Source organism: Prevotella dentasini JCM 15908, from assembly GCF_000614065.1.
In the GTDB taxonomy this organism is placed as follows: Bacteria; Bacteroidota; Bacteroidia; order Bacteroidales; family Bacteroidaceae; genus Prevotella; species Prevotella dentasini.
Map to the genome: position 1 here is coordinate 25,404 of NZ_BAKG01000003.1, position 24,141 is coordinate 49,544.

A 24,141-nucleotide genomic window follows, 5' to 3' on the forward strand; every position below is an offset into this window, starting at 1 on the left:
GAGCAGGCCGCGATACTACCTTATTTATATATACTAAAAGGAGCGTTCAGCTTTCTGTTCCGAAACGTCTGCCGTTTCTCCGTGGCTTTCGTTCTTCCTGATTCTTTCTCTCCCTTACTTGTCGTCTCCCTTCATGGCTTTCAGAAAGCCGGCTGCCGAACCCTGATTCTCGCCGAGTTTTTCTGCCTTCTTGATGACTTCCTCGTACTGGGCAGGCGTAAGTGCCTTGATTTCCATGCCGTCTTCGAGACTTGTTATGCCCTTGGAGACAATTCTGTCGCCCATCTTCAGCCCACTGGTAACGATGTAGTTGATGCCGTCGTTCTGCGGTTCGATGGTGATTTCTGTATAGTGCACCTTGTTGTTGGCGTCCACTATATAGACGAAAGTCTTGTTCTGCACCTGTGCGGTTGCTTCCTGCGGAACGAGCAAGGCGTGGTTATTGTTCTTCGCAATGATTATCTGACCGCTGCCACCGCTCTTCAGCAGATGTTCCGGATTGGCAAAATGGGCGATGACGCTGACCGTACCCGTGGCAGCATCTATGATGCCGCTGGTCTTCACGATGGTACCCTCGTGATTGTAGGTTGTTCCATCGGCCAGCTGAAGGCTGACGCTCGGGAACGCCTTGAGGGCATTGTTCAGTCCGTTGTTGGTACGGGAAAGGTTGAGAATATCGGATTCCGTCATGGAGAAATACACTTCCATGGTAGACACATTGCTCACAGTCGTTACGGGCTGTGCCGAAGACGGGCTGACGAGTGCGCCCTCCTTGAAGGGCAGGCTGCCCACAAAGCCGGTTGCGGGACTCTTGACGTAGCAGAAGCTAAGGTTCTCCTTGGCACTGGCCAAGCCTGCCTGCGCCTGCTTCACGCCTGCCTGTGCCTGCTGAACGGCTGCATTGGCAGAGGCTATGCCGCTCTGTGCCTGATTGACGGCGGCCATTGCGGTCTCGTAAGAGTTTTTGGCGGTCTGGAGTTCATACTCTCCAATCACCTTGTTATCATAGAGACTCTTGCTGTTATTGTAAGTCAGACGGGCCGTTGCAGCCTGTGCGTTGGCCGAATTGAGGGCGGCATTGGCCTGAACCACGCCTGCCCGTGCCTGATTTACCGCACTCTGGGCAGAGTTGACCTGTGCCTGTGCCTGACGGACAGCTGCCTGATAGGTCTCGTTGTCTACCACGAAGAGCACCTGTCCTGCACGGACAGCCTCTCCCTCATGGACATACAGCTTGGTGATAAAGCCACTCACCTTCGGACGGACCTCTACGTCCTGAATTCCCTTGATGGTAGCCGGGTAGGTCGTCTTCAGCTGGGCATTGGACGCGCCAATCGTGATTACAGGAAACTCATTGCTGGTAGGCAGGCTCTGCCGTCCACCACCACAACTTGTAAGTACCGCAACAGCAAAGGCTATCAGCAGTAGAAACTTGTTTTTCTTCATACCTATATTAATAATTAATGTAATTTATATTCCTTGCTCCCATGTCTTCCATTGGTTGGGCATGGGAGGCCAGTTTCATCTTCCACTGAAAATAGAAAAGCGAAAAACCAACAACGGTGTTAGAGTTTTCGCATGCAAAAGTACATAATTCTGCCGAAAGACGTACTTCCCCCAATGGTATATTAACAAATATTATGCTGTTTGTCTTCGTTGGTTGGCCCCTGTTCCGTATTCTGTGCAACTCTGTCTGCCGATTGTTAAAAGACTGAGGAGCGGGAGGCCGAATGTTTCGGAAAAGCAATCTTGGCAAGCCGTCAGGCTGGGCGGTGTATAGCCGTCCGGTACTTCTTTTTCAGTCCCGGCTTTGGAAGGGTGTGCCCGTATGTCGAAAGTGCCGTTTTCGCAATGCGAAAACGGCACTTTGACCATGCGAAAACGGCACTTTCGTCTTGCGGCTGTGTGTTGCCCGGAAGACGTAGCCGTGATGGTCGTTTCGCTGTTTGTATTCCGTTGAGGCTTCATTGCCGCCCGGGGAACTGCCTGCTAAATAACCTTAATTTTTTGTTTGGGAGAGACAACATAACCTAAAACACCGTCTTATTTAAAGACGTGGCTGTTGCAGTTTCCAAATATAATCTTTATTTTTGCAGGAGATAAACCGCACGCGGCAATTGGAAAGCAGGCTTTCGTTGTCCTTGCCGGCATTATCCCTGAAAAAGATAAAGTCTCTGATATGACAGAAAAGAAAAAGAAACACGGGTTCAGGCACTCGCTCACCTTCAAGCTCCTTTGTGGTCTTGTCGTACTATTCTTGTTGGGCATGCTCTATAACTGGATAGTCAACGACGACGATACCGTGGCCGATGAACAGGAGCAGGTGGAAGAGCAGAAGCGGAAAGCCTCGCTCGACACGCTCGACATTGTCGGCGATTATCTCTGGCCGAGGATGAAGCCCTCGAAGGAGGACATGATGACCGACGAGGAAAAGGCGAAGGCAGCCGAAGCTGCCAAGAAGGGCAGCAGCGACAAGGCGGAAGAAGATGCCGCGGCCGTCCGTGCCGTCAAGATTCCCGATGCTGCCCCTGTCGACGAGGTGGCTCCGGCCTCTGTCCCGTCTGCCGGACCGGCTCCGGAAGCAGCCCCTGTTCCGAGTGTCGAGAAGATTAGCGCGCCCCGGGTAGAGAGCATAGAGCAGTAGGAAGCGGCGGACTTGCGCCATCCGAATCGTATATGACATCAAAAGAAATGGAGGGTTATGATGAAGAAATGGTTATTCCTTTGTATGGCGGCCGTGCTGCTGGCAGGCTGCGCTACGACCTATTACGACAGTGAGGGGAACGTCGTTCCCAAAGAGAAGATGGCACAGCTGAAGGCGGTGGCAGTGAAGTCGCACCTTCAGGAACGCCGTTTCCGTGTCTTTGTAGACCGTGTCTACCCGATGCGAGGCCCGTCTCACACGCTCCGCGACGACTGGGGGATGGAGTTGAGCGGCGATTCCATCGGCTTGTTCCTTCCCTATTTCGGGCGCGTCTATCAGGTACCGTATGGCAGGGGACTCGGTCTGAACTTTGTAGAGCCGCTTACCTCTTACAGGGAGGAGGCCGTGAAGGACGGCGTGAGAATCACGATGACCACGCGCTCTGGCATAGAAAGCTATCAGATAACGCTGTTGGTCTACGACAATGCCGCCATCGACCTGACGATAGTCCCGGACAATAAGGAGATGATACGGTTCACGGGAGAGATGGAACTCAACGACAGGTTCAGTCCGAAGCGTTAACTGCCCCCTGTTTCGTAACGGCACGAAAGGGGCCGTTCGTTCCCTGTCGCAGACTGCCTGCCGGGAGGTCAACCCATAATAGTTATGAAGAAGATTATCCTAACCGCCTTGCTGCCCTTGCTGGCAGTATTCTCTGCCGTCGCCCAGACGGCAGCCGCGATTACCGTCGGCAACGCCATCGGCTACCGGCAGGAACGCCATCTCTACGAGAAGGACGGCCATTTGTCGCTCGTCTCCCTCGACTTGGAGTGGCCACGACTGCTTGCCGGCGACGTGCAACAGCCTTTGCAGGACTACCTGACGACGTTTTTCTTCGGCACGTCAGCCCCGTCGCCCGGCGAGGCATGGGCATCATATATCCGCCCGATGGGCAACGAAGTGGGCAAGATGCCCGAAGGGGAAGGCGTGAAGGTGTCGTACTACGACCTGAAACTGCAAAATCTCTGGCTTGAGACGGGCCGTTACGTCTCGTTCATGGCTTCCGTGGAGGAGCGTAACGACACGGCGGTAGTGGCAAGACGCCTCGCCTGTTTCACCTATGACCTCATCAACCGGGCGATACTGACGCAGCAGGATGTCTTCAACCAGCGGCGTACTTGGGAAAGCTACGACTACCGCTACTCTTTCGAGCAGGCTATTGGGCAGACAATGGTCGTTGACCCGACCGAGAAGGGAGAGGTCAGGATAGACAGCGTGCCCGGCCAGTTTGCCCTTATGGGCAGCGAGGTGCGCCTCTCCATCCCCGGGACACCGGGAAAAGACCATTATGCCCTGTTGCCAGTGAGCTTTCTGGACGAGCTTTTTTCCAAATCGTTCCGCAATTGGAGGAGGATGCCGGCACGAAACGAAATCAGCGGACAGCCCATGACCGTCGTCTACGGACAGCAGGCAGCCAAGGTGTGCATGCAGCCCGACTCTGCGGCAGCGTTCCCCGGTGGCAATCGGGCATTGTCCGACTTCATTGGGCAGTATATGACGCTTCCCCCTGCCGTCCTGCCCAGCGGAAGGGTGATGGCAAGTTTTCTTATCGACGACGCGGGCGCGGTGCAATGCCTGACGGCTCTTCCCACAACGGCTTCCTACGATGGCCGTCTCTGTAGGGCGGTTGTGGATGCCCTGCGTGTGATGCCCCGGTGGAAGCCTGCGCAGGTGGGCGGAAAGCCGGTCTGGTCGCACATCGTCTTCCCCCTCAACATCAATTAGCAGTTGTAAAGATTCTTCGCAATCGCTCATCCGCAATGCTCGTTTCGCCTTGCGAAAGGGGCTTGGCGGTCTGGTCATAACGGCACTTTCGCGAGACGGAAGTGCCGTTTTCGGCATGTGGCAGATACCGTTTTGCCGTCTCCTTTTTATGGCCTTGATTATCAACAGCTTACCAATCTTCGTCCCTGCTCCTGTCTGTCGTTGTGTGAGAGTGGCGGTGTATGAGTGTGTAAATTATTTTCAGACTATCCGAAATCGTGTCGGTGTAGCAACGGCTTCCACGGCGTAGTCTGTGCAGGAGGTGTTTATGACAGGGCAGAACCGTCATGCTTATGTCGTGATTTTGTCCATGCCGGGACTTCCCCTCCCCTTCATCCTGCCCTGATGGGGCTTTCTTTACCGCGGCAGGGAACGGAAGCCGCCCTGTCGGAAACGGGATATTTTACCCCGTTATGTTTTTTTTGTAGTATAAATGTTCTGGTTTGACGGGTTTGTTGTATCTTTGCAAAATAATTGAAAACCAAGCATGGAGAAACCTAAGACATGCCTTTGTGTTCTCTTTGCCTTTCCATCATTCACTTAAACATACTACAATGAAGAAGACTTTGACCGTTCTCTGTTTATTATTCGTTACTCTGTCGCTGGCCGCGCAGGGTAGCCGCACTGTCTCACGCAGCATTGACGGCAAGCTGCAGGGCAAGAATATTGTCATTGACAAGGTGCAGTACCGCATCACTTACCGCACGAAGAGCGTCAACAACACCGAGGAAAGGGATTCGCTGGGCAACTACGACTACGGCATGGACGACATGCGGCTTGACATCGGCAGCAAGGTAAGCCGTTTTTACAGCTATACGCGCGAACGCTTCGACTCGATTTTGTATGCCAATATGGAGAAGGGCGATTTTGATACCAGCCCGGGTGTCAGCTCAGGTTCCATCAGGTGGGAGATGTATCGTAACTATCCCGAGGGCAAGACGTCTTTCTTCGACGCGATTTTCAGCAACCGCTACCGCATAGAGGAGCCTACGCAGCAGCCCGAATGGGAAATCGTTGCCGACAGCAGTGCTACCATCATGGGCTATCCCTGCCAGATGGCACGCACAAACTTCAAGGGCCGCACGTGGACGGCGTGGTACACGGAAGACATTCCCCTCGATTTCGGCCCGTGGAAGCTCTGTGGCCTGCCCGGCCTTATCCTCCGTGCAAGCGATGCGACGGGACAATTCATCTTCGACGGCGTCGGTCTGCAACAGCCGAAGGGCAGCTTCGACCTGATTTACAATGGCAGTAACGACATGGCGGAGCGCATCTCAATGAAGGATTTCGTCAAGACCGCCGGCAGGATTACCTTTGGCGACATCATGGCTGCGCAGGGAATAAAGATGACGGCAGAAAATACGACCATCAGTACATTCGACGGCAGCGAGGAGAATCTGGATGATGTGCTCAACCAGAAGATGCCTTACAATCCGATTGAGCGGTAGAACGGGTTTCCTCCTTAGGCGCGTTGTTGCAATAAAGTACCATAGACTATGAAGAGAAAACTCCTTATCTTCGCCTTGACATTGTTGGCACTGACCGTCCAAACGCAGGGCGTGGAGGCACAGAACGCGAGGAAAGCGAAGCACGCCAAGCCGGAAGTGGTGATAGACAAGGTGAACTACCGTATCACCTACAGCGTGAAGAGCGTCAAGGACGAAAACTATCGCGACTCGGCAGGCAACTATCGCTACGAGGATGACGTGATGCGGCTCGATATCGGCAACAAGGTGAGCCGTTTTTATAGTTATCTGATTCAGCAAAACGATTCTGTCATTGCTGCCAAACTGGACAAAGGCAACTATTTCCCCATCCCTTCCATGAAGTATGGAAGCATGGCGTGGGTGCTCTATAAGAACTATCCCGAAGGCAAGACGGTCGTTTTCGAGAGTATGTTCAGGGATGTCTACCGCATGGAAGAAACCACCCGGCAGCCCGGGTGGAACATCGTTGCCGACAGCAGTGCCACCATCATGGGCTATTCCTGCCAGATGGCACGCGCGAACTTCAAGGGCCGCACGTGGACGGCGTGGTACACGGAAGACATTCCCCTCGACTTCGGCCCGTGGAAACTCTGCGGTCTGCCCGGCTTGATACTCCGTGCCTACGACGATAGCCGCCAGTATATCTTCGAAGGTGTCGGTTTGCAGCAGCTGGACGGAAGTGCCGATATTACCTATAGAAAGGAATACGACAAGGCGGAGACTATATCGGCGCAGGAGTTTACGGAACTGAAGCGCAAGACAAGCCCTATTGACCAGCTTACCGCAGCAGGAATCAAGATTAGCTTCGACGATGTTGCCATTCCTACCGACGATGGTGGTACGGAGAGGATGGAGGATGCGTTCAGGCGCAGACAGCCTTATAACCCGATAGAGCGGTAGTTTTATTCTGACATTCAACTTCTATATACCTGTAACTATGAAACATTTCCTACTTCTTCTGACTGTGTTTTTCAGCACACTCTCCCTCCATGCCCAGACGGAAGTAACGGGCACGGTGGTCGACTCTCTCTCGGGCGCAGCCGTAGCCAAGGCAACCGTCATGCTGACCCACGGGGGAAAGACCATCACCTTTGCCCGGACCAACGACAAAGGCGGCTTCCGGCTCACCTTGCCGGGTACGTACCGTCTGGCAGACGTGGAGCTGCAAGCTACCTCAATGGGCTATGCGAAGAAGCGGCAGCGGATAGGCAGAGCGGCGGGAAACCGTATCGGGCTGTCGCAGAAGACGTTCGAGATGAAGGAAGTTACCGTGAAGGCAGGGCCTGTAACGGGCAGGAAGGACACCATCACCTTCGACCTGACACGCTATGCGTCCGAACGCGACAACTCGCTGAAGGACGTTCTGAAGAAGCTCCCGGGCGTAGAAGTGGCCAAGAACGGCCAGATCAGCGTCAACGGAAAGGCACTTAGCCGCTTCACCGTGGAGGGACTGGACCTCAGCGACGGCAAATACAACAAGCTGACGGAGAATATTAAGGCACAGGACGTAAAGAAAGCCGAGGTCATTGAGCACGACCAGCCTGTCAAGGCACTGCGCAATAAGGTCTATTCCGACAACGTGGCAATGAATGTAGTGCTGAAAGACTCGGCGCGCGACCAGCTTTCGTATACGCTCCGGCCGCATCTGTTGGTCGGTAAGCCCACCCACGTGGGGGGAAATGTCAACGTTATGCAGATAGGAAAGCGCAAACAGATGATGTACGACATCGCCTACGACCGTTCGGGGCAGGATGTCAATCAGAACAATCAGCGTTTTTACTTCGATTTCGGTGCGCCGCAGGCGGCGTCATTGCCCAACTGGTATTCGGTGGCTGGCCTCAGTGCGCCCATCCGCGAGGAACGCCTGCGCTTCAATACCTCCCAGAGCTATAGCCTGAACCATCTGACCAAAGGCAGGAACGACGCCGAAGTGAGGCTGGTGGCAAGTTATCTGCGCAACGTTGTCCGCCAGACCACCACCAACCGGTCGGTCTATCACTTTGCCGATATGCCTGCCCGAACCGAAGAAAGCAAGCGAATGACATTGAGAGAGGATGCTTTCGAGATGAGCTATAACCGCAAGTTAAACAACGACGACAACTTCGGCAGCCTGAAATTCAGCATTGATGCCGCGCAGAGCGACGCCCTCTCGCAGCTCAACAGTACGGGACACGAGGCGACAACGCAGCAGGTGCGCAATCCGGAACTGAACCTTTCGGGTTCCATCAACAAGACTTACACCACCCGCAGGGGCACAATGAGCTGGGGTTCTATCCTCGACTATCACCATTCGCGCAATGATCTTTACCTCAATGAGGCTCGCCAGTCGCTCAACAACAACCTCTGGCATACGGAGCACAGCCTTTCTTGGAATGTTAAACGGAGATATTGGACACAGAATTACTACACTGCCTTGGGGACGGAAGCCCTCCATGTGCAGCACAACGATGCCAAGCTGTTCCTCCAATTCCATCCTTCGTGGATGTATGAGCGCGGTCGTCTCCGCCTCAGTTTTTTCCAAAGTATTAATCTGCAACGCTATACGCATCTCGGAAAGTGGAACCTTCTCCTCTCGCCTAACTTCTATACGGAGTTCAAGGCCAGTAATCGGAGTGAGTCGCGGCTGACCGTCGGCTACTCAGAATCGGGAAACTCGCTGTCGCAGTTTGCCTTGGAAAAGCATCAGACCGATTACCGCTCGTTCAGCATTTCGCCCGATTTCCTGCCCGAATACCGCACGCTCTATGTCAATCTTGGCCACTCTTACAAGCGGCTTACAAAGGAATTTTTCATCAATTGGAAGTTGAACGCCAGCCGGATGTGGAGCAATTCGGTCGTCGACATGCAGGTCCTGAACGGTGATTATTTCTTCGCTTATCAGCAGCACAATACCCATAGCGACAACGTCAGCCTGTCCGCGACCGTCTCCAAAGGCTTCTACGACCTCCACCTGAAGACTTCCCTTGGCGTCGGGGGAGCTTACAGCCGCGGCGACCAATACTCGCAGGGCAGTGTCATCGGCTATAGCTACAGGCAGTTGTCGTTCAACCCGACCGTCAGCTTCGCCCCTTCGTGGATGCAGGCCGACTACGAAGGTACGTTCACGCTCGGCAATTCGCACAGCGGAAGCACCTCCATGCCTACGCTTTTCAATTGGGTACAGCGGCTGACCCTTACTTCGACGATTCGGAAAGTAGACCTTTCCGTTTCGGGAGTCTACTATCACAACGAGTTGCAGGCGTCGCCATCGGTCAATACTTTCCTTGCTGACGCCAGACTGACGTGGCGACTCCGCCGTGTCCGCCTCTCGGCTTCGCTCCGCAATCTCCTCAACAAGCGTGTCTACGCCACCACAACGTATAGCGGAGTCGGTGTATTTACCAACGAGTATGAGCTGCGTCCGAGAGAGCTGATGGTCGAAATGCAGTTCTCGTTGTAACGGTTTCCCTATTAAAAACAGCCCTTGCCTGTCTTTAATACGGATAATTTTGCCTAATTTTGCACTCCGAATGTCTGGCTGTCCCCAAACATTCGGGGCAGCGGACGCAATATTATAATTATTATGTACAAACCAATTTTTAACAAGCGCAGGGCGTTGAAGTTTACCCGCTTCACCAACCACGGCTACTCGCTCTTTGCCGTTCTCGGCAAGGAAGTGATTATTGGTGTACTGAGTGTCGCAACCTTACAACATGCTACAGCCAAGGGCATCAGCGTAGAGGAAGACAAGGTTACGAGCGACACGGCAGTTGCCAATAGGAACGTGCTGTTGGAGGAAGTCAGCGTAACGGGAACGCGTGCGCCGCTGACGGTTAGTCAGCAGGCGAGAATGGTAACTGTACTGAACCGCGAGGACATTCTGGCGGCCCCGGTACAAAGTGTGAACGATTTGCTGAAGTATGCCACGGGCGTGGATGTGCGTCAGAAAGGCCCCATGGGGGCACTCACGGACGTCAGCATACGTGGAGGAAACTCCGAGCAAATCACGGTCTTGCTCAACGGCATCCCGGTTGGCGATGCGCAGACGGGACACAACGCCTTCGATTTCCCCGTAGACATCAGAGAAATCGAGCGGATAGAAGTCCTCGAAGGGCCTGCCGGCAGAGTTTATGGCACTTCCTCGTTATTGGGTGCGATAAACATAGTAACCAAAACTCCCTCATCAACATCTTTATCTGCCCATGCCGAAGCCGGCTCCTACGGTTATCTGGGTGCAGGCGTGCGGGGCAACCTTGCCCTCGGACGCTGGAACAACCAGCTGTCTGCCTCCTGTCTCCGCAGCGACGGCTATCTTCGCAACAAGGCAGGGCGGCTCAGTGCCGACTATCGTGCCGCAAAGGCATTTTACCAAGGCAACTATCACGATGCCTTGGTGGCTGTCGGCTGGCACGCAGGCGTCAGTCTGAAGGACTTCGGCTCCAATACCTTCTATGGCGCAAAGTACGACGACCAGTTTGAACACACGCTGAAGACGTTCACCGCCATTACCGCGGAGAACCTGCAGGGGGCGTTCCGTTTCCGGCCCTCCGTCTATTGGAACAGGAGCATGGACCGTTTCGAGCTGTTCCGCGACGCTCCCGGCAAATATCCTTTCAACTATCACCGGACAGACGTGTACGGGCTGAACCTCAACGCCTACTTCGACTGGCTGCTGGGGCGCACGGCTCTTGGGGCGGAACTGCGCAATGAAGACCTCGTGAGCACCAACCTCGGCAATCCGCTCGCCCGTGTCCGTCCTGTCCACAAGACCGGCCGGAGCTACGAAAAGGGCTTGAACCGAACCAATATCCAGCTGATGGCAGAGCACAACGTCATTCTCGACCGCTTCACGCTGTCCGCCGGACTCGTCGCCGTGAAGAACACGCAGGCCGACATGAACATGCGCGTTTATCCGGGCGTGGACTTCAGCTACCGGGTCGGCAGAGACTGGAAGATTTATGCCTCATACAATTCCTCGCTCCGCATGCCCTCCATCACCGAACTCTTCTATTCGGTAGGCGGACACAAGGCCAATCCTCATCTGAAGCCCGAAGAGCTGTCGGCATGGGAGGCTGGCGTGCGCTACGCTTCGGCTGCCGTAACGGGCAAGGCGAGCATCTTCTACAACCGCCACAAGAACCTTATCGACTGGATTAGCGACGGTACGACCGACGAGAAGGGCGCACCGCTCTGGCAGAGTGTCAACTATGGCAAAATCAGGACTTTGGGCGTAGAGGCTTCGTTGGACTTCAATCTCCGGCGGATGTTCCCCTCGCAACGCCTTTTCAAGCGTTTTGAGATAGCCTATACCTACCTGAACCAGCACGAAAACGAGCATGCAGGCATTGTCAGCAAGTATGCCTTGGAGTATCTGAAGAACAAGCTGGCGTCCCATCTCTCCCTGAACGTATGGCGAAAGCTCGTCCTCGATGCCCGATACCGCTTTCAGCACCGCATGGGAACGTATCTTGACACCGACAATGCTGTCCGCAAATATGCCGGCTACGGCGTGCTCGATGCCCGTCTGAGCTGGAGCGAAGCCACGTGGAATGTCTACGTGGAGGGCAACAACGTCCTTGGCAAGAACTATGTAGACTATGGCAACGTCGTCCAGCCGGGTGCTTGGATAGTGGCAGGTGTTGCCGTCAGCCTGTAACGGTCTTTGAGCGAATAGGCGGCAATGCCATTGCCGCACCGTTATCTCAACCATATACACCGTTCGGAGGCCTTGCCCGGTATTGGGGTAAGGCCTCTGTCTGTTTTGCCGGCCCGCCTGACGGAAGCCCCTCGCAGGCTGTGCGGCATGCCTGTCCAGCAAGGATGTCTTGGCGATATGTTCAGACTGCTTCCTCCGTTCTGTTTGTCTGATGCGATGAAAGTATCCGTTTCATAAAGCCTTTGGACATAGTTTATTATACAAGCATGTATAGCTGATTATGCAGTCGTGTATAACTTATTATACAAACGTGTATAGTCCATGAAATGAAAGGGACGCTTTGACACAATGAAAGTGCCGTTTTCGCACGGTCAAAACGGCACTTTCATCCTACGAAAACGGCACTTTCGTTTTTCGGTTCAGCTTGTCTCATAAATTCGTTCCGTCAGGAGCATGAAACGGCTTTGCCTCTGGCTGAAAAGCAAACAGAAAGGAAGGCGGAATACGGGAACGGTTTCGTCCGTTCCGCTTAAGTCTGCCAGAAGCCTGCGGGAGGATGTCAGAACGGCGGAACGACAGACGGTAAAAGCAAAAAAAACATAAGGCGGCTACTCATAGTCAATAGTTTTTTTTACCTTTGCAGCCAAAATAGAACGAAGAACGGGAGGCAGCCTTCAGACCGCCATGCCGTAGAAGGACATAGACAGGGGCCTCCTGCCTCCCTCAAAAAGTCATTGACAATGAACTATTCCATCGAAAAGGTAACAATGCTCATAGGTGCGCACCGCCTTGGCGAGGCTGATGCCAGCATCGGCTTTTTGCTTACCGACAGCCGTTCCTTGTGTTTCCCGGAAGAAACGCTCTTCTTCGCGCTCCGAAGCGAACGCAACGACGGGCACAACTATATTCCCGAGCTATACCGCCGGGGCGTGCGCAACTTCGTAGTTGAAAGCCTGCCCGACGGATGGTCGGCACTCTATCCGCAGTCCAACTTCCTCAGGGTTTCCAACACGCTGGAGGCGTTGCAGCGGCTTGCCGAACGCCACCGCAGCGAGTTCGCTGTTCCCATCGTGGGCATCACGGGGTCGAACGGCAAGACGATGGTCAAGGAATGGCTCTGTCAGCTGCTTTCGCCACAGATGACGGTTACCCGCTCGCCGCGTAGCTACAATTCGCAGATTGGAGTTCCGCTCTCGGTCTGGCTGCTCAGCGAGAGCTCGCAGGTGGGCGTGTTCGAGGCAGGCATCAGCGAGCCGGGCGAGATGGCTGCCCTCCGCGACATCATACAGCCGACCATCGGCGTGCTGACGGCACTGGGCGACGCCCATCAGGAGAACTTCCCAACCTTGGAAGCCAAGTGCAGGGAGAAGCTCGTCCTCTTCCGCGACACTCAGGCCATAGTCTATCCGGCAGATGATGAGACGATAGCCGCCTGCGTCGGCGTGCTCGACTATAAGGGCGAGCGGCTGTCGTGGTCGGAGAGAGACGACAAGGCGGCTTTCCATATCCGCTCCGTTGAGAAGAAAGACATCAGTACGACCATCAGCTATGTATGGAAGGGTGAAAGGGAAGGAGCATACACGCTGCCGTTCATCGACGATGCCAGCATCAGCAACTCCATCACCTGTGCCGTCGTGTCGCTGAGGCTCGGCGTCAGTCCCGAGGCCCTTGCGGAGCGGATGCTGCGGCTTGAGCCGGTCGCCATGCGCCTTGAGGTGAAGGAGGGGCAGCACGGCTGCACGCTCATCAACGATTCGTACAACTCCGACGTAAACTCCCTCGACATTGCCCTCGACTTTATGAACCGCCGCCCCGACTACAAGGGGCGCAGGCGTACACTCATCCTCAGCGATATCTTCCAGACGGGAGAAAACGAGAAGAGTCTTTATCAGGAAGTGGCCGACCTCAGCGAGAAGCGCGGTGTGGAGAAGTTCATCGGCATCGGCACGGCATTGCAGGCGCAGCGTGCTGCCTTTCGCCATCTGCGCGAAAAGTATTTCTTCGCTACCGTTACCGACTTCATTCACAGCAGGGAGTTCCGGAGCCTGCACGACGAGGTGATTCTGCTGAAAGGGGCGCGCCCGTTCGGATTCGACCGGCTGACGGAGCTTCTGGTAAAGAAAGTACACGAGACAGTGCTCGAGGTCAACCTCAATGCCGTCGTCGGTAATCTCAACTGGTATCGCTCTCTGATGAGGCCGGAGACCAAGCTCGTCTGTATGATTAAGGCGGACGCCTATGGTGCAGGTGCGGTGGAGATAGCCAAGACACTGCAAGACCACCGCGTGGACTACCTTGCCGTTGCCGTTGCCGACGAGGGTGTAACGCTCCGAAAGAACGGCATTACGAGCAACATCATGATAATGAACCCGGAAATGTCGTCGTTCAAGACGCTTTTCGACTACGACCTCGAACCTGAGGTGTATAGCTTCCGCCTGCTCGATGCCCTTGTCAGGGCTGCCCGGAAGGAGGGTATCACGGGATTTCCTGTCCATATCAAGCTCGATACGGGCATGCACCGCCTCGGATTCAATCCCGATACGGACATGGACAGGCTCATAGACCGGCTGAAACATCAGAACGCCGTCATTCCCCGTTCGGTCTTCTCCCACTTTGTCGGGTCGGACAGCGACGGGTTCGACGATTTCTCCGCCGGTCAGTTTGCCCGTTTCGATGCCGGGAGCAAGAAGTTGCAGGCATCGTTCAGCCACAGGATTCTCCGCCATATAGACAACTCTGCCGGCATAGAGCACTTCCCGGGACGGCAGTTGGACATGTGCCGGCTGGGGCTGGGGCTTTACGGTATCAATCCGCGCAACAACGAAATCATCAACAATGTATCGACGCTCAAGACGACCATACTTCAGCTCCGGCACGTTCCGGCAGGCGAGACGGTAGGGTATTCGCGTCGCGGAACGACAGACCGCGACAGCGTCATCGCCGCTATTCCTATCGGATATGCCGACGGACTCAACCGCAGGTTGGGCAACCGGCACTGCTATTGTCTGGTAAACGGGGAGAAGGCAGAGTACGTCGGCAACATCTGCATGGACGTTGCGATGATTGATGTTACGGGCATTGACTGCAAGGAGGGGATATGGTCGAGATATTCGGCGACCATCTGCCCGTTACGGTCTTGAGCGATGTGCTCGAAACGATTCCCTATGAGGTGCTGACAACGGTCAGCAACCGTGTGAAGCGAGTGTATTTTCAGGATTAGTGCGAGGCTGGCCGATGACAGACGAGGATGCCGCCCTTCCTGATAGTCAGGAAGGGCGGCATCTTCTGTTGGTATATCGTCTGCGTTTTGTCCGTTAGCCGGACGGCCGGAACAGTGTGTCCGTGATTCGGAGGGGGCTGTTCAGGTTGGAGAAACGGGCCGTTGTGCCCTTGGCAGATTACTTTTCGTCCATACGGCCTTGTACTTCTGCAATGCAGATTCTGTCGGTTGCCTGTCTGAGGATTTCCTGATGGTCGAACGCCAGTTGGGGTAACGCTTTCAGCGGAAACCATTCGGCCTTGGCGGCATCGTCGGTTCCTGTGGCCTCTATGGGATGGTCGAGAACCGTATAGTAGGCAACGGTGATGACTCGCTCGCGCGGGTCGCGGTCTACGGCGTCGAACGCGCCAATCTGATGGAGCTTTCCTACGGTTAGTCCTGTCTCTTCTTTCAGTTCTCGTCGGGCTGCGTCGGCTGTGGTCTCGTTTATTTCCATGAATCCGCCGGGGAACGCCCATTGCCCCTTGCAGGGATTGTTCTTTCGCTGAATGAGCAGGATTTTCATGCCGTCATTCGTGTGTGCAAACACGAGACAGTCGGCCGTAACGGCCGGATGAGGGTATCTGTAAGTGTACATCGGGTAAGTGCTTTAAGTGTCATTGTCAGTACAAAAGTATAAAAATATTCCTATAGAGCTGTCTTCCTCTGTTTATTTTTTATTAACTTTGTAGCTATGGATTTCAGAACCATAGTCAATCTGCCACGCCCGGCGTTTGAATTGCATCCCTGCGAACGGATGCTGTTTGTTGGCTCGTGCTTTGCTGACAATATCGGCCGGCGATTCAGCGAAGAACGTTTTCGCACGGTGGTCAATCCTTTTGGCGTGATGTACAATCCGGTGTCCATCCTCCATACTGTAGATAAGGTGGAGGGGACTTTCGATACGGTCGTTATCACGCTGGGAACCAACCACGTATATATAGAAAAGGAGACGGGTGAGATAGTGGATAACTGCCGGAAACGTCCCCAACGGCTTTTTGAGGAGCGGGAACTATCGGTAGAAGAATGTGTGGAAGCCTTGAAAGTGCCGTTGGGAAAGTCCTGCACAGAAATCCGTCAGCACGGTTTATCCTGACCGTCAGCCCTATCCGCTATGCCAAGTACGGCTATCATGGGAGTCAGCTCTCCAAGTCAGTCCTCCTCTTGGCAGCCGACAGGTTGACTAAACTCTATGGGGACACGGTTTATTACTTCCCTGCCTACGAGATTGTCAACGACGAACTGCGCGACTATCGCTTTTATAAGGCCGACATGCTTCATCCTACCGATCAGGCGGTGGAGTATATTTGGGAACGCTTGGCAGCAGTCTGCTTCTCTGAAGCGGCCCGGGAGTTTCTGCGGGAATGGAGTCCTGTGAAGGCGGCTCTGGCGCATCGTCCTTTCCATCCCGAGAGCGAGGAGTACAAGGCGTTCATAGCCGGCGTGCGAGAAAAGGAAAGAAAGCTGATGGCTAAGTACGGAATCTGTACTGAAACATAAGAATGGCCATGTTGTGGCTGCCTGCGCATGTAGTCAAGGTCTGGCCCTGAATAGAAAAAGAAAACAAGGAAAGTTCCTTATATTATAGCATTTGCTTATGACTGAAGACACTATAATCTCGCTCCTGACCCGGCACGGTGTCAAGCCGACCGCCAACCGGCTGCTGATAGCAGGTGCGCTGGCTGCTGAAAGCTATCCAATGTCGATGAAAGAACTGGAAGTAAAGCTGCAGACTATAGATAAGTCGGGCATCTTCAGGACGCTGACGCTCTTCCGCAATCACCATTTGGTACATCAGGTGGAGGATGGCAACGACGTTGTACGTTATGAATTGTGCCTTAGCCATAACGAGGATCACGACGAAGACATGCACGTCCATTTCTATTGCGAGCATTGTCATCGCACGTATTGCCTCAGCGACATCCCCGTCCCCAAAGTTCAGCTGCCCGAAGACTATGTTCTCCAGACCGTAAACTTTATGGTCAAGGGGTTGTGCCCCCAATGCTCACGGAAGAAGCTCCTATAATGCAGCTATGGGTATAGTCATATAGGGCCATTTATGACGGACATTGGAGGAAGCAGCGTATAGAAATGAGCTTGCAAAGTATGCTTTTGTGAGCTATTTCATAATCTCTTTCAGTGGTCTCATCACAAATTCACGCTCCTCCATCAGAGGGTGGGGGACTTTCAGGTCAGGTTCGTTGATATGTAGGTCGTCATAGAGCAGGATGTCAATATCGATGATGCGGTCTTCGTATCGCCCGTTGACCGACTTGTGCGTGCGCCCCATTTCCCTTTCTATCCGTTGTGTTTGCTCCAGCAGCTGACGGGGTGCGAGCTGGGTGTCAACGCAGACACAGGCATTGAGAAACTTGTTGGGGCTGTCGAATCCCCATGGTTCAGTCTCAAAAAAAGACGATTGAAGCACAATGTCCCCAATCGTCTCGTTTATTTTACCGATGGTCTCGTGCATGATTGCCTTGCGATTGCCAAGGTTGGAGCCAAGACCTAAATATACTGTGTGCATGTTTCGTTGCTTAATCGTTCAAAATCAGCAGTGCATCACCGAAGCAGCCAAAGTTGTATCCTGCCTTGACGGCCTTGTCATACGCTTCCATGACAAGGTCGTAACCGCCAAAGGCAGCTGTTTCCATCAGCAGGGTGGAATAAGGATGATAGAAGTTTACGAGCATGGAATCGGCCAAGCCAAAGTCGTATGGAGGGAAAATGAACTTGTTGGTCCATCCGTCATACTCTTTCAGAAGTCCGTCTGTGCCGACCGCTGTTTCCGTGGCTTTCACTACACTGGCCCCAACCGCGCAGACATGGTGGCCTTCGCGCTTCGTGTCATTGACCGTCTGGCAGGCCTTGGCATCTATGTGCATCTCCTCGGAGTCCATTTTATGCTTGGTCAGGTCTTCCACTTCAATGTCATGGAAATTGCCTAAGCCACAATGAAGGGTAATGAAAGCTGCTTTCAGTCCGCGTATTTCCATCATCTTCATCATCTGGTCTGAGAAGTGGATGTTGGTGCCCGGTGCCGTTACGGCTCCTTCCTTGGCAGCAAAGACACTCTGGAAGTTCTCCATATCCTCGGCATCTGCATGCGCAAAGTCTTCTCCCTCCACTTTCGGCCGGTTGTCTATGATGTAACGAGGGAGCGGAGCTTCGCCGAGCGCATAGAGTTCGCGCTTGAATTCTTCGTGCGGACAATCATACAGAAAACGAAGGGTTCTTCCTCGCGAAGTGGTGTTGTCTATCACTTCGGCTACCATTGTCCCCGACTCATCGAAAAAGAGCTTGTTCCCGATACGGATTTTCCGGGCAGGCTCTACCAGCACGTCCCAGAGCCGCATCTCTTGATTCAGTTCACGGAGCAGGAATACTTCAATCTTCGCATCTGTCTTTTCCTTTGTGCCATAGAGGCGTGCCGGGAATACCTTTGTATCGTTGAAGATGAATGTATCACCCTCATTGAAGTAGTTGAAAACATCCTTAAAACGGATGTAATCTTCTTCCGTGGCCTTCCCTTTCACCTCTTTGTTGTACATTTCTATGGTCTGCGACTTGCGGTGCAACACCATTAGGCGAGCCTCATCACGGCGAGTTATCTTGAAGACTTGGGTAGAACCGTCGTTCCGCGTCAATGTGCGCTCGGACGAATGTGGGTACAAAGCCACCTGTTCTTTGGGCAGATTGAATTTGAATTGTGAAAGCTTCATATTTCTATTTGAGGAGTTAAGGTGTTCAGGTATGTCTGTTTATCTCCTTGCGTCATCCAAGGGGACAAGCGGCAATGCCTGTTGAAACCTTTTACTTTTATATTCTTGTATGCTTTATCTCTTTACTTCTCTATTTCCTGCTGCTGGAGCCATTCGTCGAAATGCTCGTAATCGACACAATTCTCCACCCTAATTTCGCCTACACGGGTACGGCGGAGAGCCGTCAGGTAGGCTCCGCTATTCAGAGCTCGGCCCAAATCGCGTGCAAGGGCACGTATATAGGTGCCTTTTCCACAGACTACACGAATCATCAGCTGCATTTTTTCAGTATCAAAATCCGTGATTTCAATCTCGTCTATATGTATGTTTTTGGGTTTCAATGTAACATCCTTACCTCTCCGACGGTAGTCAAAAGCACGCTTTCCATCTACTTTTACAGCACTGTAAGTAGGCGGAATTTGTTCAATATCACCCATAAAGAGTGGCAATGTCTGCTCTATCAGTTCACGGGTAATGTGTTCTGTCGGAAAGGTTTCGTTCACTTCATGCTCCATATCGTAGCTCGGAGTAGTTGCACCCAGCTGAATGGTTGCCGCATATTCCTTTGTGTGGGCCTGCAAGGTCTCTATCTGTTTGGTCATCTTGCCCGTAGCAAGTATCAGGACTCCTGTTGCCAAAGGGTCAAGTGTACCGGCATGTCCGATTTTCACCTTTCCGTCGTTCGCCTGTGTGCAGAGATAGCGCACGTGTGCCAACGCCTTGAAGCTCGTAATGCCGTATGGTTTGTCTATCGGGATAATGGTTCCCTCTTTGAAATTCATAGGAATGGCGGTTTAGAAGTGTTAGTGTTAATCTACCATGTTCAACGAAACACCCGATAGCAATATCGCAAGGATGATTCCGCCAACGATGATACGATACCAGCCAAACGCCTTAAAGCCATATTTGGCAAGGAAATCGACAAACCATTTCATCGCAAGGAGAGCCACAATGAAAGAGACCACACAGCCAACGGCAAGCATTGTCAGATTGTCGGAGGTAGCCCAAGAGCTGTCTCCCCTCAATAAGTCAATCAAATCGAGTAGCGTTGCCCCCGCCATAGTGGGTACGGCAAGGAAGAAGGAGAACTCTGCTGCACGGCGGCGGGTAAGTCCGCATGCCATGCCACCGACGATTGTAGACATGGAACGGCTCATGCCCGGTATTACCGAAAGGCACTGAAACATACCGATATGAAATGCGCGCTTTTCGTTGACGATATTCTCGTCTGCTCCCTTGTTGAAAATCTTATCGCAAAAGAGCATGAAAATTCCACCCAAAACCAGTGTTACGGCTACGACCCAGACAGAGTCGAGCAACCAGTCAAGCAGACCGCTCTTCTTGGCAAGAAGTCCCACAATCACCGCAGGAATGACTCCAACGACAAGCAACCAATAGAATTGCAGTCGTTCTATGAAGATTCTGAGTACAAACCCCAGTACCACCACCGTCAAAGCTACAATAGCGGCTGTCAGCAGTCCCGTCAGGAAAACGCCTTTGATAAGGGAATAGCCTGCTATGCAGCCCCCAACGAATCCTGTCAGCACCCCCCAATACCACCAGTACTTCTTTATGAATTTGCCAAATAGGGAGTTTTCGGCAATGACCGGATTGCTTTCAAGTTTGAAGAAACGTTTCCAGTACAGGCAGACTACCGAGAGGATGGCCCCGAACTGAATGATAAACGTAAAGGCATGGACAAACTCATTGCCCTGTGGTACTCCGAGAAGATTCTGAGTGATAATCATGTGGCCCGTAGACGAGACAGGAAGAAACTCCGTCAGTCCCTCCACGATAGAGATAATAATGGTCTGTAGCAGTGTCATTATACCTCCGCGTCGTTGGCATCTTTCGGTCTGTATATGATGGCACCGATGATGGAAATGAATCCTATAAAAGTAACGACGGGGGCAACCTTTATGTGCATGGCACTGAAAATGCCCGGGTCAAATGTCGTTTCATTTGAGTTCCCACCACTCATCAGCACAAAGCCGATGATAACCACGGCCAGTCCGATAGCCAACAAGATGAAGTTGACCTTGCCAAAAGCTAAATTTCTCTTATCCATATTCTGTTGTTTCGATGTCTAAGAACCTGAAAGGCGACAGTGAATTTCCGTAACCGGCATGGCCGACACGGGGCAACGCCTGTCAGATTCTTTTCCCTTCTGCTATTTTACTTCTTATATTCCTTATATCTTATGCAGGTCGCCGGCTTTCATCTGTAAGAATTTGTTGACAGAAAGCCAAGAGCAAAAGAAGGTGATAATGATGCCAAAGGCCAACATGACAGCCGCTGTAATAGCGAGCACCTCCCAGTTCAGCACTACCGATATTTCAGAATCGTACTGATAAAGGAAGTACATGCCGATGCCAAGTACAACAATGGCCATCACGGCAGAGATAAATCCCTCGATGACCGCACGGCGGAGGAAAGGCAGGCGGATAAAGTTCCACGAAGCACCGACGAGTTTCATCGTATGGATAGTGAAACGACGGGCGTAGACGCTCAGGCGGATGGTATTGTTAATCAGCGAGAATGAAACCACTGTCAGCAGTCCGGCGATAATGAGCAACACCAGTCCAATCTTTCCCAATGTCCGATTGACGCTTTCTATCAGGTCCTGCCGATAGGTTATATCGCTCACCCCACGATAGGCGCGAAGCTCTTTGGAAATCCACTTGATGGAGTCGTTGTTGGCATAGTTGGCTTTCAGCTGCACCTCTATTTCTGCCGTAAACGGGTTTTCCCCTGCAAACTCGGCAGGATTTGCCCCCAGTTCCTTCGTGCCCTCCTTGAGGGCTTGCTCCTTGCTGATATAGCTGATACTGTTGATATACTCCAATCCTTCCACGCGGTTGCAGAGCTGTGCCCCCTCCTCGTTGCTCATGTCGGGCTGAAGAATCATTGTCAGCGTAAGATTCTCCTTGACGTATGAACTGAGATTGCGACTTGTAAACACGGTAAGTACCACCATGCCGATAAGTATAAGCACCATTGCCGTGCTTATACATAGTGTAACAACCTGCAGACTGTGATGACTGCGGGCCTTATTTCGTCTTTTTGCCATTCCTAAAAAAGCGTATAATACAATGTATTTGGATACAAAGGTACGGTAAAAGCGAGGAAAAACAAAAGAATTTAGGCTTTATTTAGAGTTGCACAAAGTTTTCTCTGCAACCTCCGAACTAAACAATTTATTTATCTTACCTTTGCTTGAGAATATTGTGCCCGGCGGATTCACCCCGTCGGTGTATCAAATTTCGCGTCCCGTTATTTTTCAATCTCATATTCATACAATCATTATGAGCACCATCATTTACCCCTCTCCCATATTCGGCCCCATACATAGCCGTCGTCTCGGCATCTCGCTTGGCATCAATCTGTTGCCGGCCGACGGAAAGGTGTGCACCTTCGACTGCATCTACTGCGAGTGCGGATTCAACAAAGACCACCGTACCAAGACCCCACACCCCACCCGTGAGGCCGTTGCCGAGGCTTTGGAAGCCAAGCTGAAGGAAATGCACGAAGAGGATATACGCCCCGACGTGCTGACTTTTGCCGGAAATGGAGAGCCGACCTCGCACCCGTACTTCCCCGAAATCATAGACGACACCATTCGTCTGCGCGACAGGTATTGCCCGCAGGCGAAGATTTCGGTTCTCAGCAATTCCACGTTTATACACCGGCCCAAGATTCACGAGGCACTGACAAAGGTAGATAACAATATCCTGAAGCTCGACACCATCAGTGCCGACTATATTAATAAGGTGGACCGCCCTACACAGCCGTCATACGATGTTGGCCGTATCGTTGACGGCATCAAGTCGTTCAACGGGCAGGCTATCATTCAGACACTCTTTATGAAAGGTACTTCCGAAGACGGCATCGACGTAGACAACACGGGCGAGGCATACGTTGCACCGTGGCTCGAAGCCGTCCGCGACATTGCTCCGCGCGAGGTGATGATTTATACCATCGACCGCGAGACGCCCGACAAGAATCTTCTGAAGGCCACCCGTGAAGAACTCGATGCCATCCGCGACCGCGTCGTGGCACTCGGAATCCCCTGTACGGCCTCATACTGAACAGGACAGCAAAAAGGGGCAGTCCCGAAGCGGCTGCCCCCTGATTTCATATCTGGGCACGTTCACTGCATGCAGGCGAATGTGCCCGGTGTTGTTTGGCTACTCCTTTATCCTGATGAAGGCGTTGGCAAGGATGGCAGTAAGTCCTCCCGTAGTGATTCCGCTGGAGAAAATACTCTTGATTATGTCCGGCATCTGGTCGAGGATGCCCGGCACAAGTTCTACGCTCAAACCCATGGCAAAGCTGATGGCCATGACGAGAACAGCCTTGCGGTTGATTTCGGTAGAGGCTATGATGCGGATTCCTGCGGCAGCCACCGTACCGAACATCAGCAGCGTAGCACCGCCAAGGACGCTGTCGGGAATCAGAGAAAACATCTGCCCGACAATGGGGAATAGTCCCAGCACTACGAGCGCACCGGCTATAAAGTAGCTACATACCGGCTGGCAACGCCTGTCAGCTGTATCATGCCGTTGTTTTGGGCGAAGATAGAGTTCGGGAAACTATTGAAGACCGCTGCCAGCATAGAGTTGAAGCCGTCGGCAAGGATACCTCCCTGAGCGCGCTTCATAAAGACAGGGCCTTCAACGGGCTGCCCCGATATGAGCGAGTTGGCAGTGATGTCGCCAAAAGCCTCCACGGCCGTAACAAGATAGATAAGTCCCAAGGCGATGATGGAGCCTGCGTCGAAGCTCAGGCCGTATTTGAAAGGCACGGGGACATTCAGTCCGCTGCCATTGCCCAACTGCGAAAAGTCTATCATTCCCAAGAAGTAGGCTGCCACGCATCCTATGACGAGTCCCAAGACGATGGAAGCCATGCGCAGGAAGCGGTTGTTGGAGCGGTTGAAAGCAATGATGCTGACCAGTACCAAGAGGGCAAGGCCCAGATTCTGCATTGACCCGAATGTGCCGGCATCAACTGCCGACTGACCACCTCCGCACGAATTGATGCCTGCCTTGATAAGGCACATACCTATCAGCGACACTACGATGCCCGAGACGAGCGGGGTGATAATCTTACGGGTATAGGGCAGCAGGCGGCTGACGACCATCTCGACAACCGACGCTACGAGGCAGGCACCGAAGATATAGGCCAAAGCCTGCTCCGTATCAAGTTTTCCGTTTGCCATTCCAAGCATACCTGCACCGATTATCGGACTGATGAACGAGAAGGAAGTGCCCTGAATACAGAGCAGTCCCGTACCGAACGGCCCGATACGGCGGCACTGAACGAAGGTGGCTATTCCCGATACGAAGAGCGACATCGACACGAGAAAGCCCGTAGTCTCCAAGTCAAACTTCAGCGCAGAGCTGATGATGAGGGGCGGTGTGATGATGGCGACAAAGATGGCAAGCAGGTGCTGAAGTGCTGCAAAGAGTGTCTCGCGCAGCGGTGGACGGTCTTCGAGTCCATAGATGAGTTCTTTCGATTCTTCCATT

General features: G+C 52.9%; 17 protein-coding genes and 3 pseudogenes. 11 read left to right on the forward strand and 9 right to left on the reverse strand.

The genetic code is table 11. The annotated features are described in order from the left end of the window. Positions 1-114: 114 nt before the first annotated feature. Complete coding sequence (locus JCM15908_RS01955) at positions 115-1,446, reverse strand: efflux RND transporter periplasmic adaptor subunit (protein WP_025002058.1); 1,332 nt, start codon at positions 1,444-1,446, stop codon at positions 115-117. A 733-nt stretch (positions 1,447-2,179) separates the two neighbouring features. Here JCM15908_RS01955 and JCM15908_RS01960 point away from each other — a divergent pair. The 8 genes and pseudogenes from JCM15908_RS01960 (at position 2,180) to JCM15908_RS11690 (ending at position 14,810) form a co-directional block, all read left to right on the forward strand. Then, on the forward strand, positions 2,180-2,644 hold the full coding sequence (locus JCM15908_RS01960) for a hypothetical protein (protein WP_025002059.1): 465 nt from the start codon (positions 2,180-2,182) through the stop codon (positions 2,642-2,644). 60 nt (positions 2,645-2,704) lie between these two features. Further along, on the forward strand, positions 2,705-3,226 hold the full coding sequence (locus JCM15908_RS01965) for a DUF4251 domain-containing protein (RefSeq protein WP_025002060.1): 522 nt from the start codon (positions 2,705-2,707) through the stop codon (positions 3,224-3,226). A gap of 84 nt (positions 3,227-3,310) precedes the next feature. Continuing rightward, a complete protein-coding gene (locus JCM15908_RS01970; RefSeq protein ID WP_025002061.1) occupies positions 3,311-4,429 on the forward strand; it encodes an energy transducer TonB in 1,119 nt (372 codons plus the stop codon). Positions 4,430-5,022: 593 nt separating this feature from the next. Further along, positions 5,023-5,916, forward strand: a complete 894-nt coding sequence (locus JCM15908_RS01975) for a GLPGLI family protein (protein WP_025002062.1) — start codon at positions 5,023-5,025, stop codon at positions 5,914-5,916. Positions 5,917-5,964: 48 nt separating this feature from the next. Next, entirely contained in the window at positions 5,965-6,855 is an 891-nt protein-coding gene (locus JCM15908_RS01980; RefSeq protein ID WP_025002063.1) for a GLPGLI family protein, read from the forward strand. A gap of 37 nt (positions 6,856-6,892) precedes the next feature. Continuing rightward, a complete protein-coding gene (locus JCM15908_RS01985) occupies positions 6,893-9,394 on the forward strand; it encodes a carboxypeptidase regulatory-like domain-containing protein (protein ID WP_025002064.1) in 2,502 nt (833 codons plus the stop codon). A gap of 123 nt (positions 9,395-9,517) precedes the next feature. Further along, positions 9,518-11,590 (forward strand): TonB-dependent receptor, encoded by a 2,073-nt coding sequence (locus tag JCM15908_RS01990; RefSeq protein WP_025002065.1) that lies wholly within the window; start codon positions 9,518-9,520, stop codon positions 11,588-11,590. Between the two features lie 740 nt (positions 11,591-12,330). Next, positions 12,331-14,810 (forward strand): annotated as a pseudogene (locus JCM15908_RS11690) (bifunctional UDP-N-acetylmuramoyl-tripeptide:D-alanyl-D-alanine ligase/alanine racemase). Positions 14,811-14,988: 178 nt separating this feature from the next. On the opposite strand, the gene JCM15908_RS02000 reads toward JCM15908_RS11690, so the two are convergent. Next, positions 14,989-15,447 (reverse strand): NUDIX domain-containing protein, encoded by a 459-nt coding sequence (locus JCM15908_RS02000; protein ID WP_025002066.1) that lies wholly within the window; start codon positions 15,445-15,447, stop codon positions 14,989-14,991. Positions 15,448-15,543: 96 nt separating this feature from the next. On the opposite strand from JCM15908_RS02000, the pseudogene JCM15908_RS11695 reads away from it, so the two are divergent. Beyond that, positions 15,544-16,349, forward strand: a pseudogene (locus tag JCM15908_RS11695) (GSCFA domain-containing protein). 97 nt (positions 16,350-16,446) lie between these two features. After that, on the forward strand, positions 16,447-16,875 hold the full coding sequence (locus tag JCM15908_RS14275) for a Fur family transcriptional regulator (protein WP_084607804.1): 429 nt from the start codon (positions 16,447-16,449) through the stop codon (positions 16,873-16,875). A gap of 93 nt (positions 16,876-16,968) precedes the next feature. On the opposite strand, the gene folK is transcribed toward JCM15908_RS14275, so the two are convergent. The 6 genes from folK to JCM15908_RS02040 all read right to left on the reverse strand — a co-directional run bounded on the left by folK (position 16,969) and on the right by JCM15908_RS02040 (position 21,680). Continuing rightward, a complete protein-coding gene (gene folK, locus JCM15908_RS02015; protein WP_025002068.1) occupies positions 16,969-17,376 on the reverse strand; it encodes a 2-amino-4-hydroxy-6-hydroxymethyldihydropteridine diphosphokinase in 408 nt (135 codons plus the stop codon). Between the two features lie 10 nt (positions 17,377-17,386). Continuing rightward, positions 17,387-18,571 carry an S-adenosylmethionine:tRNA ribosyltransferase-isomerase gene (locus JCM15908_RS02020; RefSeq protein ID WP_025002069.1) on the reverse strand — a complete coding sequence of 395 codons (1,185 nt, stop codon included), beginning with the start codon at positions 18,569-18,571 and terminating at the stop codon, positions 17,387-17,389. A 122-nt stretch (positions 18,572-18,693) separates the two neighbouring features. Next, the gene (truB, locus tag JCM15908_RS02025) at positions 18,694-19,392 is read right to left on the reverse strand and encodes a tRNA pseudouridine(55) synthase TruB (RefSeq protein ID WP_025002070.1); all 699 of its coding nucleotides are present in this window, start codon (positions 19,390-19,392) and stop codon (positions 18,694-18,696) included. A gap of 27 nt (positions 19,393-19,419) precedes the next feature. Further along, a complete protein-coding gene (locus tag JCM15908_RS14970) occupies positions 19,420-20,436 on the reverse strand; it encodes an undecaprenyl-diphosphate phosphatase (protein WP_025002071.1) in 1,017 nt (338 codons plus the stop codon). Beyond that, positions 20,436-20,678, reverse strand: coding sequence for a DUF3098 domain-containing protein (locus JCM15908_RS02035; protein WP_025002072.1), 243 nt, complete (start codon positions 20,676-20,678; stop codon positions 20,436-20,438). Before JCM15908_RS02035 ends, JCM15908_RS14970 begins: the two co-directional genes overlap by 1 nt. Before the next feature lie 123 nt (positions 20,679-20,801). Next, positions 20,802-21,680, reverse strand: a complete 879-nt coding sequence (locus JCM15908_RS02040; RefSeq protein WP_025002073.1) for a cell division protein FtsX — start codon at positions 21,678-21,680, stop codon at positions 20,802-20,804. A 235-nt stretch (positions 21,681-21,915) separates the two neighbouring features. Between JCM15908_RS02040 and JCM15908_RS02045 the strand changes: the two genes are divergently transcribed. Next, positions 21,916-22,698: a radical SAM protein gene (locus tag JCM15908_RS02045; RefSeq protein ID WP_025002074.1), complete on the forward strand. Its 783-nt coding sequence runs from the start codon at positions 21,916-21,918 to the stop codon at positions 22,696-22,698. 99 nt (positions 22,699-22,797) lie between these two features. Here the strand turns inward: JCM15908_RS02045 and JCM15908_RS11700 are convergent. After that, positions 22,798-24,140: pseudogene (locus JCM15908_RS11700) on the reverse strand (nucleobase:cation symporter-2 family protein). Position 24,141: the final 1 nt, after the last annotated feature.

Bases quoted from the DNA above. Each gene is read 5' to 3' on its own strand.
- JCM15908_RS02045 (WP_025002074.1), top strand. From the start codon at position 21,916: ATGAGCACCATCATTTACCCCTCTCCCATATTCGGCCCCATACATAGC.
- JCM15908_RS01985 (WP_025002064.1), top strand. From the start codon at position 6,893: ATGAAACATTTCCTACTTCTTCTGACTGTGTTTTTCAGCACACTCTCC.
- folK (WP_025002068.1), bottom strand. From the start codon at position 17,376: ATGCACACAGTATATTTAGGTCTTGGCTCCAACCTTGGCAATCGCAAG.
- JCM15908_RS01965 (WP_025002060.1), top strand. From the start codon at position 2,705: ATGAAGAAATGGTTATTCCTTTGTATGGCGGCCGTGCTGCTGGCAGGC.
- JCM15908_RS01970 (WP_025002061.1), top strand. From the start codon at position 3,311: ATGAAGAAGATTATCCTAACCGCCTTGCTGCCCTTGCTGGCAGTATTC.
- truB (WP_025002070.1), bottom strand. From the start codon at position 19,392: ATGAATTTCAAAGAGGGAACCATTATCCCGATAGACAAACCATACGGC.
- JCM15908_RS01980 (WP_025002063.1), top strand. From the start codon at position 5,965: ATGAAGAGAAAACTCCTTATCTTCGCCTTGACATTGTTGGCACTGACC.
- JCM15908_RS01975 (WP_025002062.1), top strand. From the start codon at position 5,023: ATGAAGAAGACTTTGACCGTTCTCTGTTTATTATTCGTTACTCTGTCG.
- JCM15908_RS01990 (WP_025002065.1), top strand. From the start codon at position 9,518: ATGTACAAACCAATTTTTAACAAGCGCAGGGCGTTGAAGTTTACCCGC.
- JCM15908_RS01960 (WP_025002059.1), top strand. From the start codon at position 2,180: ATGACAGAAAAGAAAAAGAAACACGGGTTCAGGCACTCGCTCACCTTC.
- JCM15908_RS02000 (WP_025002066.1), bottom strand. From the start codon at position 15,447: ATGTACACTTACAGATACCCTCATCCGGCCGTTACGGCCGACTGTCTC.
- JCM15908_RS14275 (WP_084607804.1), top strand. From the start codon at position 16,447: ATGACTGAAGACACTATAATCTCGCTCCTGACCCGGCACGGTGTCAAG.
- JCM15908_RS02035 (WP_025002072.1), bottom strand. From the start codon at position 20,678: ATGGATAAGAGAAATTTAGCTTTTGGCAAGGTCAACTTCATCTTGTTG.
- JCM15908_RS02020 (WP_025002069.1), bottom strand. From the start codon at position 18,571: ATGAAGCTTTCACAATTCAAATTCAATCTGCCCAAAGAACAGGTGGCT.
- JCM15908_RS02040 (WP_025002073.1), bottom strand. From the start codon at position 21,680: ATGGCAAAAAGACGAAATAAGGCCCGCAGTCATCACAGTCTGCAGGTT.
- JCM15908_RS01955 (WP_025002058.1), bottom strand. From the start codon at position 1,446: ATGAAGAAAAACAAGTTTCTACTGCTGATAGCCTTTGCTGTTGCGGTA.
- JCM15908_RS14970 (WP_025002071.1), bottom strand. From the start codon at position 20,436: ATGACACTGCTACAGACCATTATTATCTCTATCGTGGAGGGACTGACG.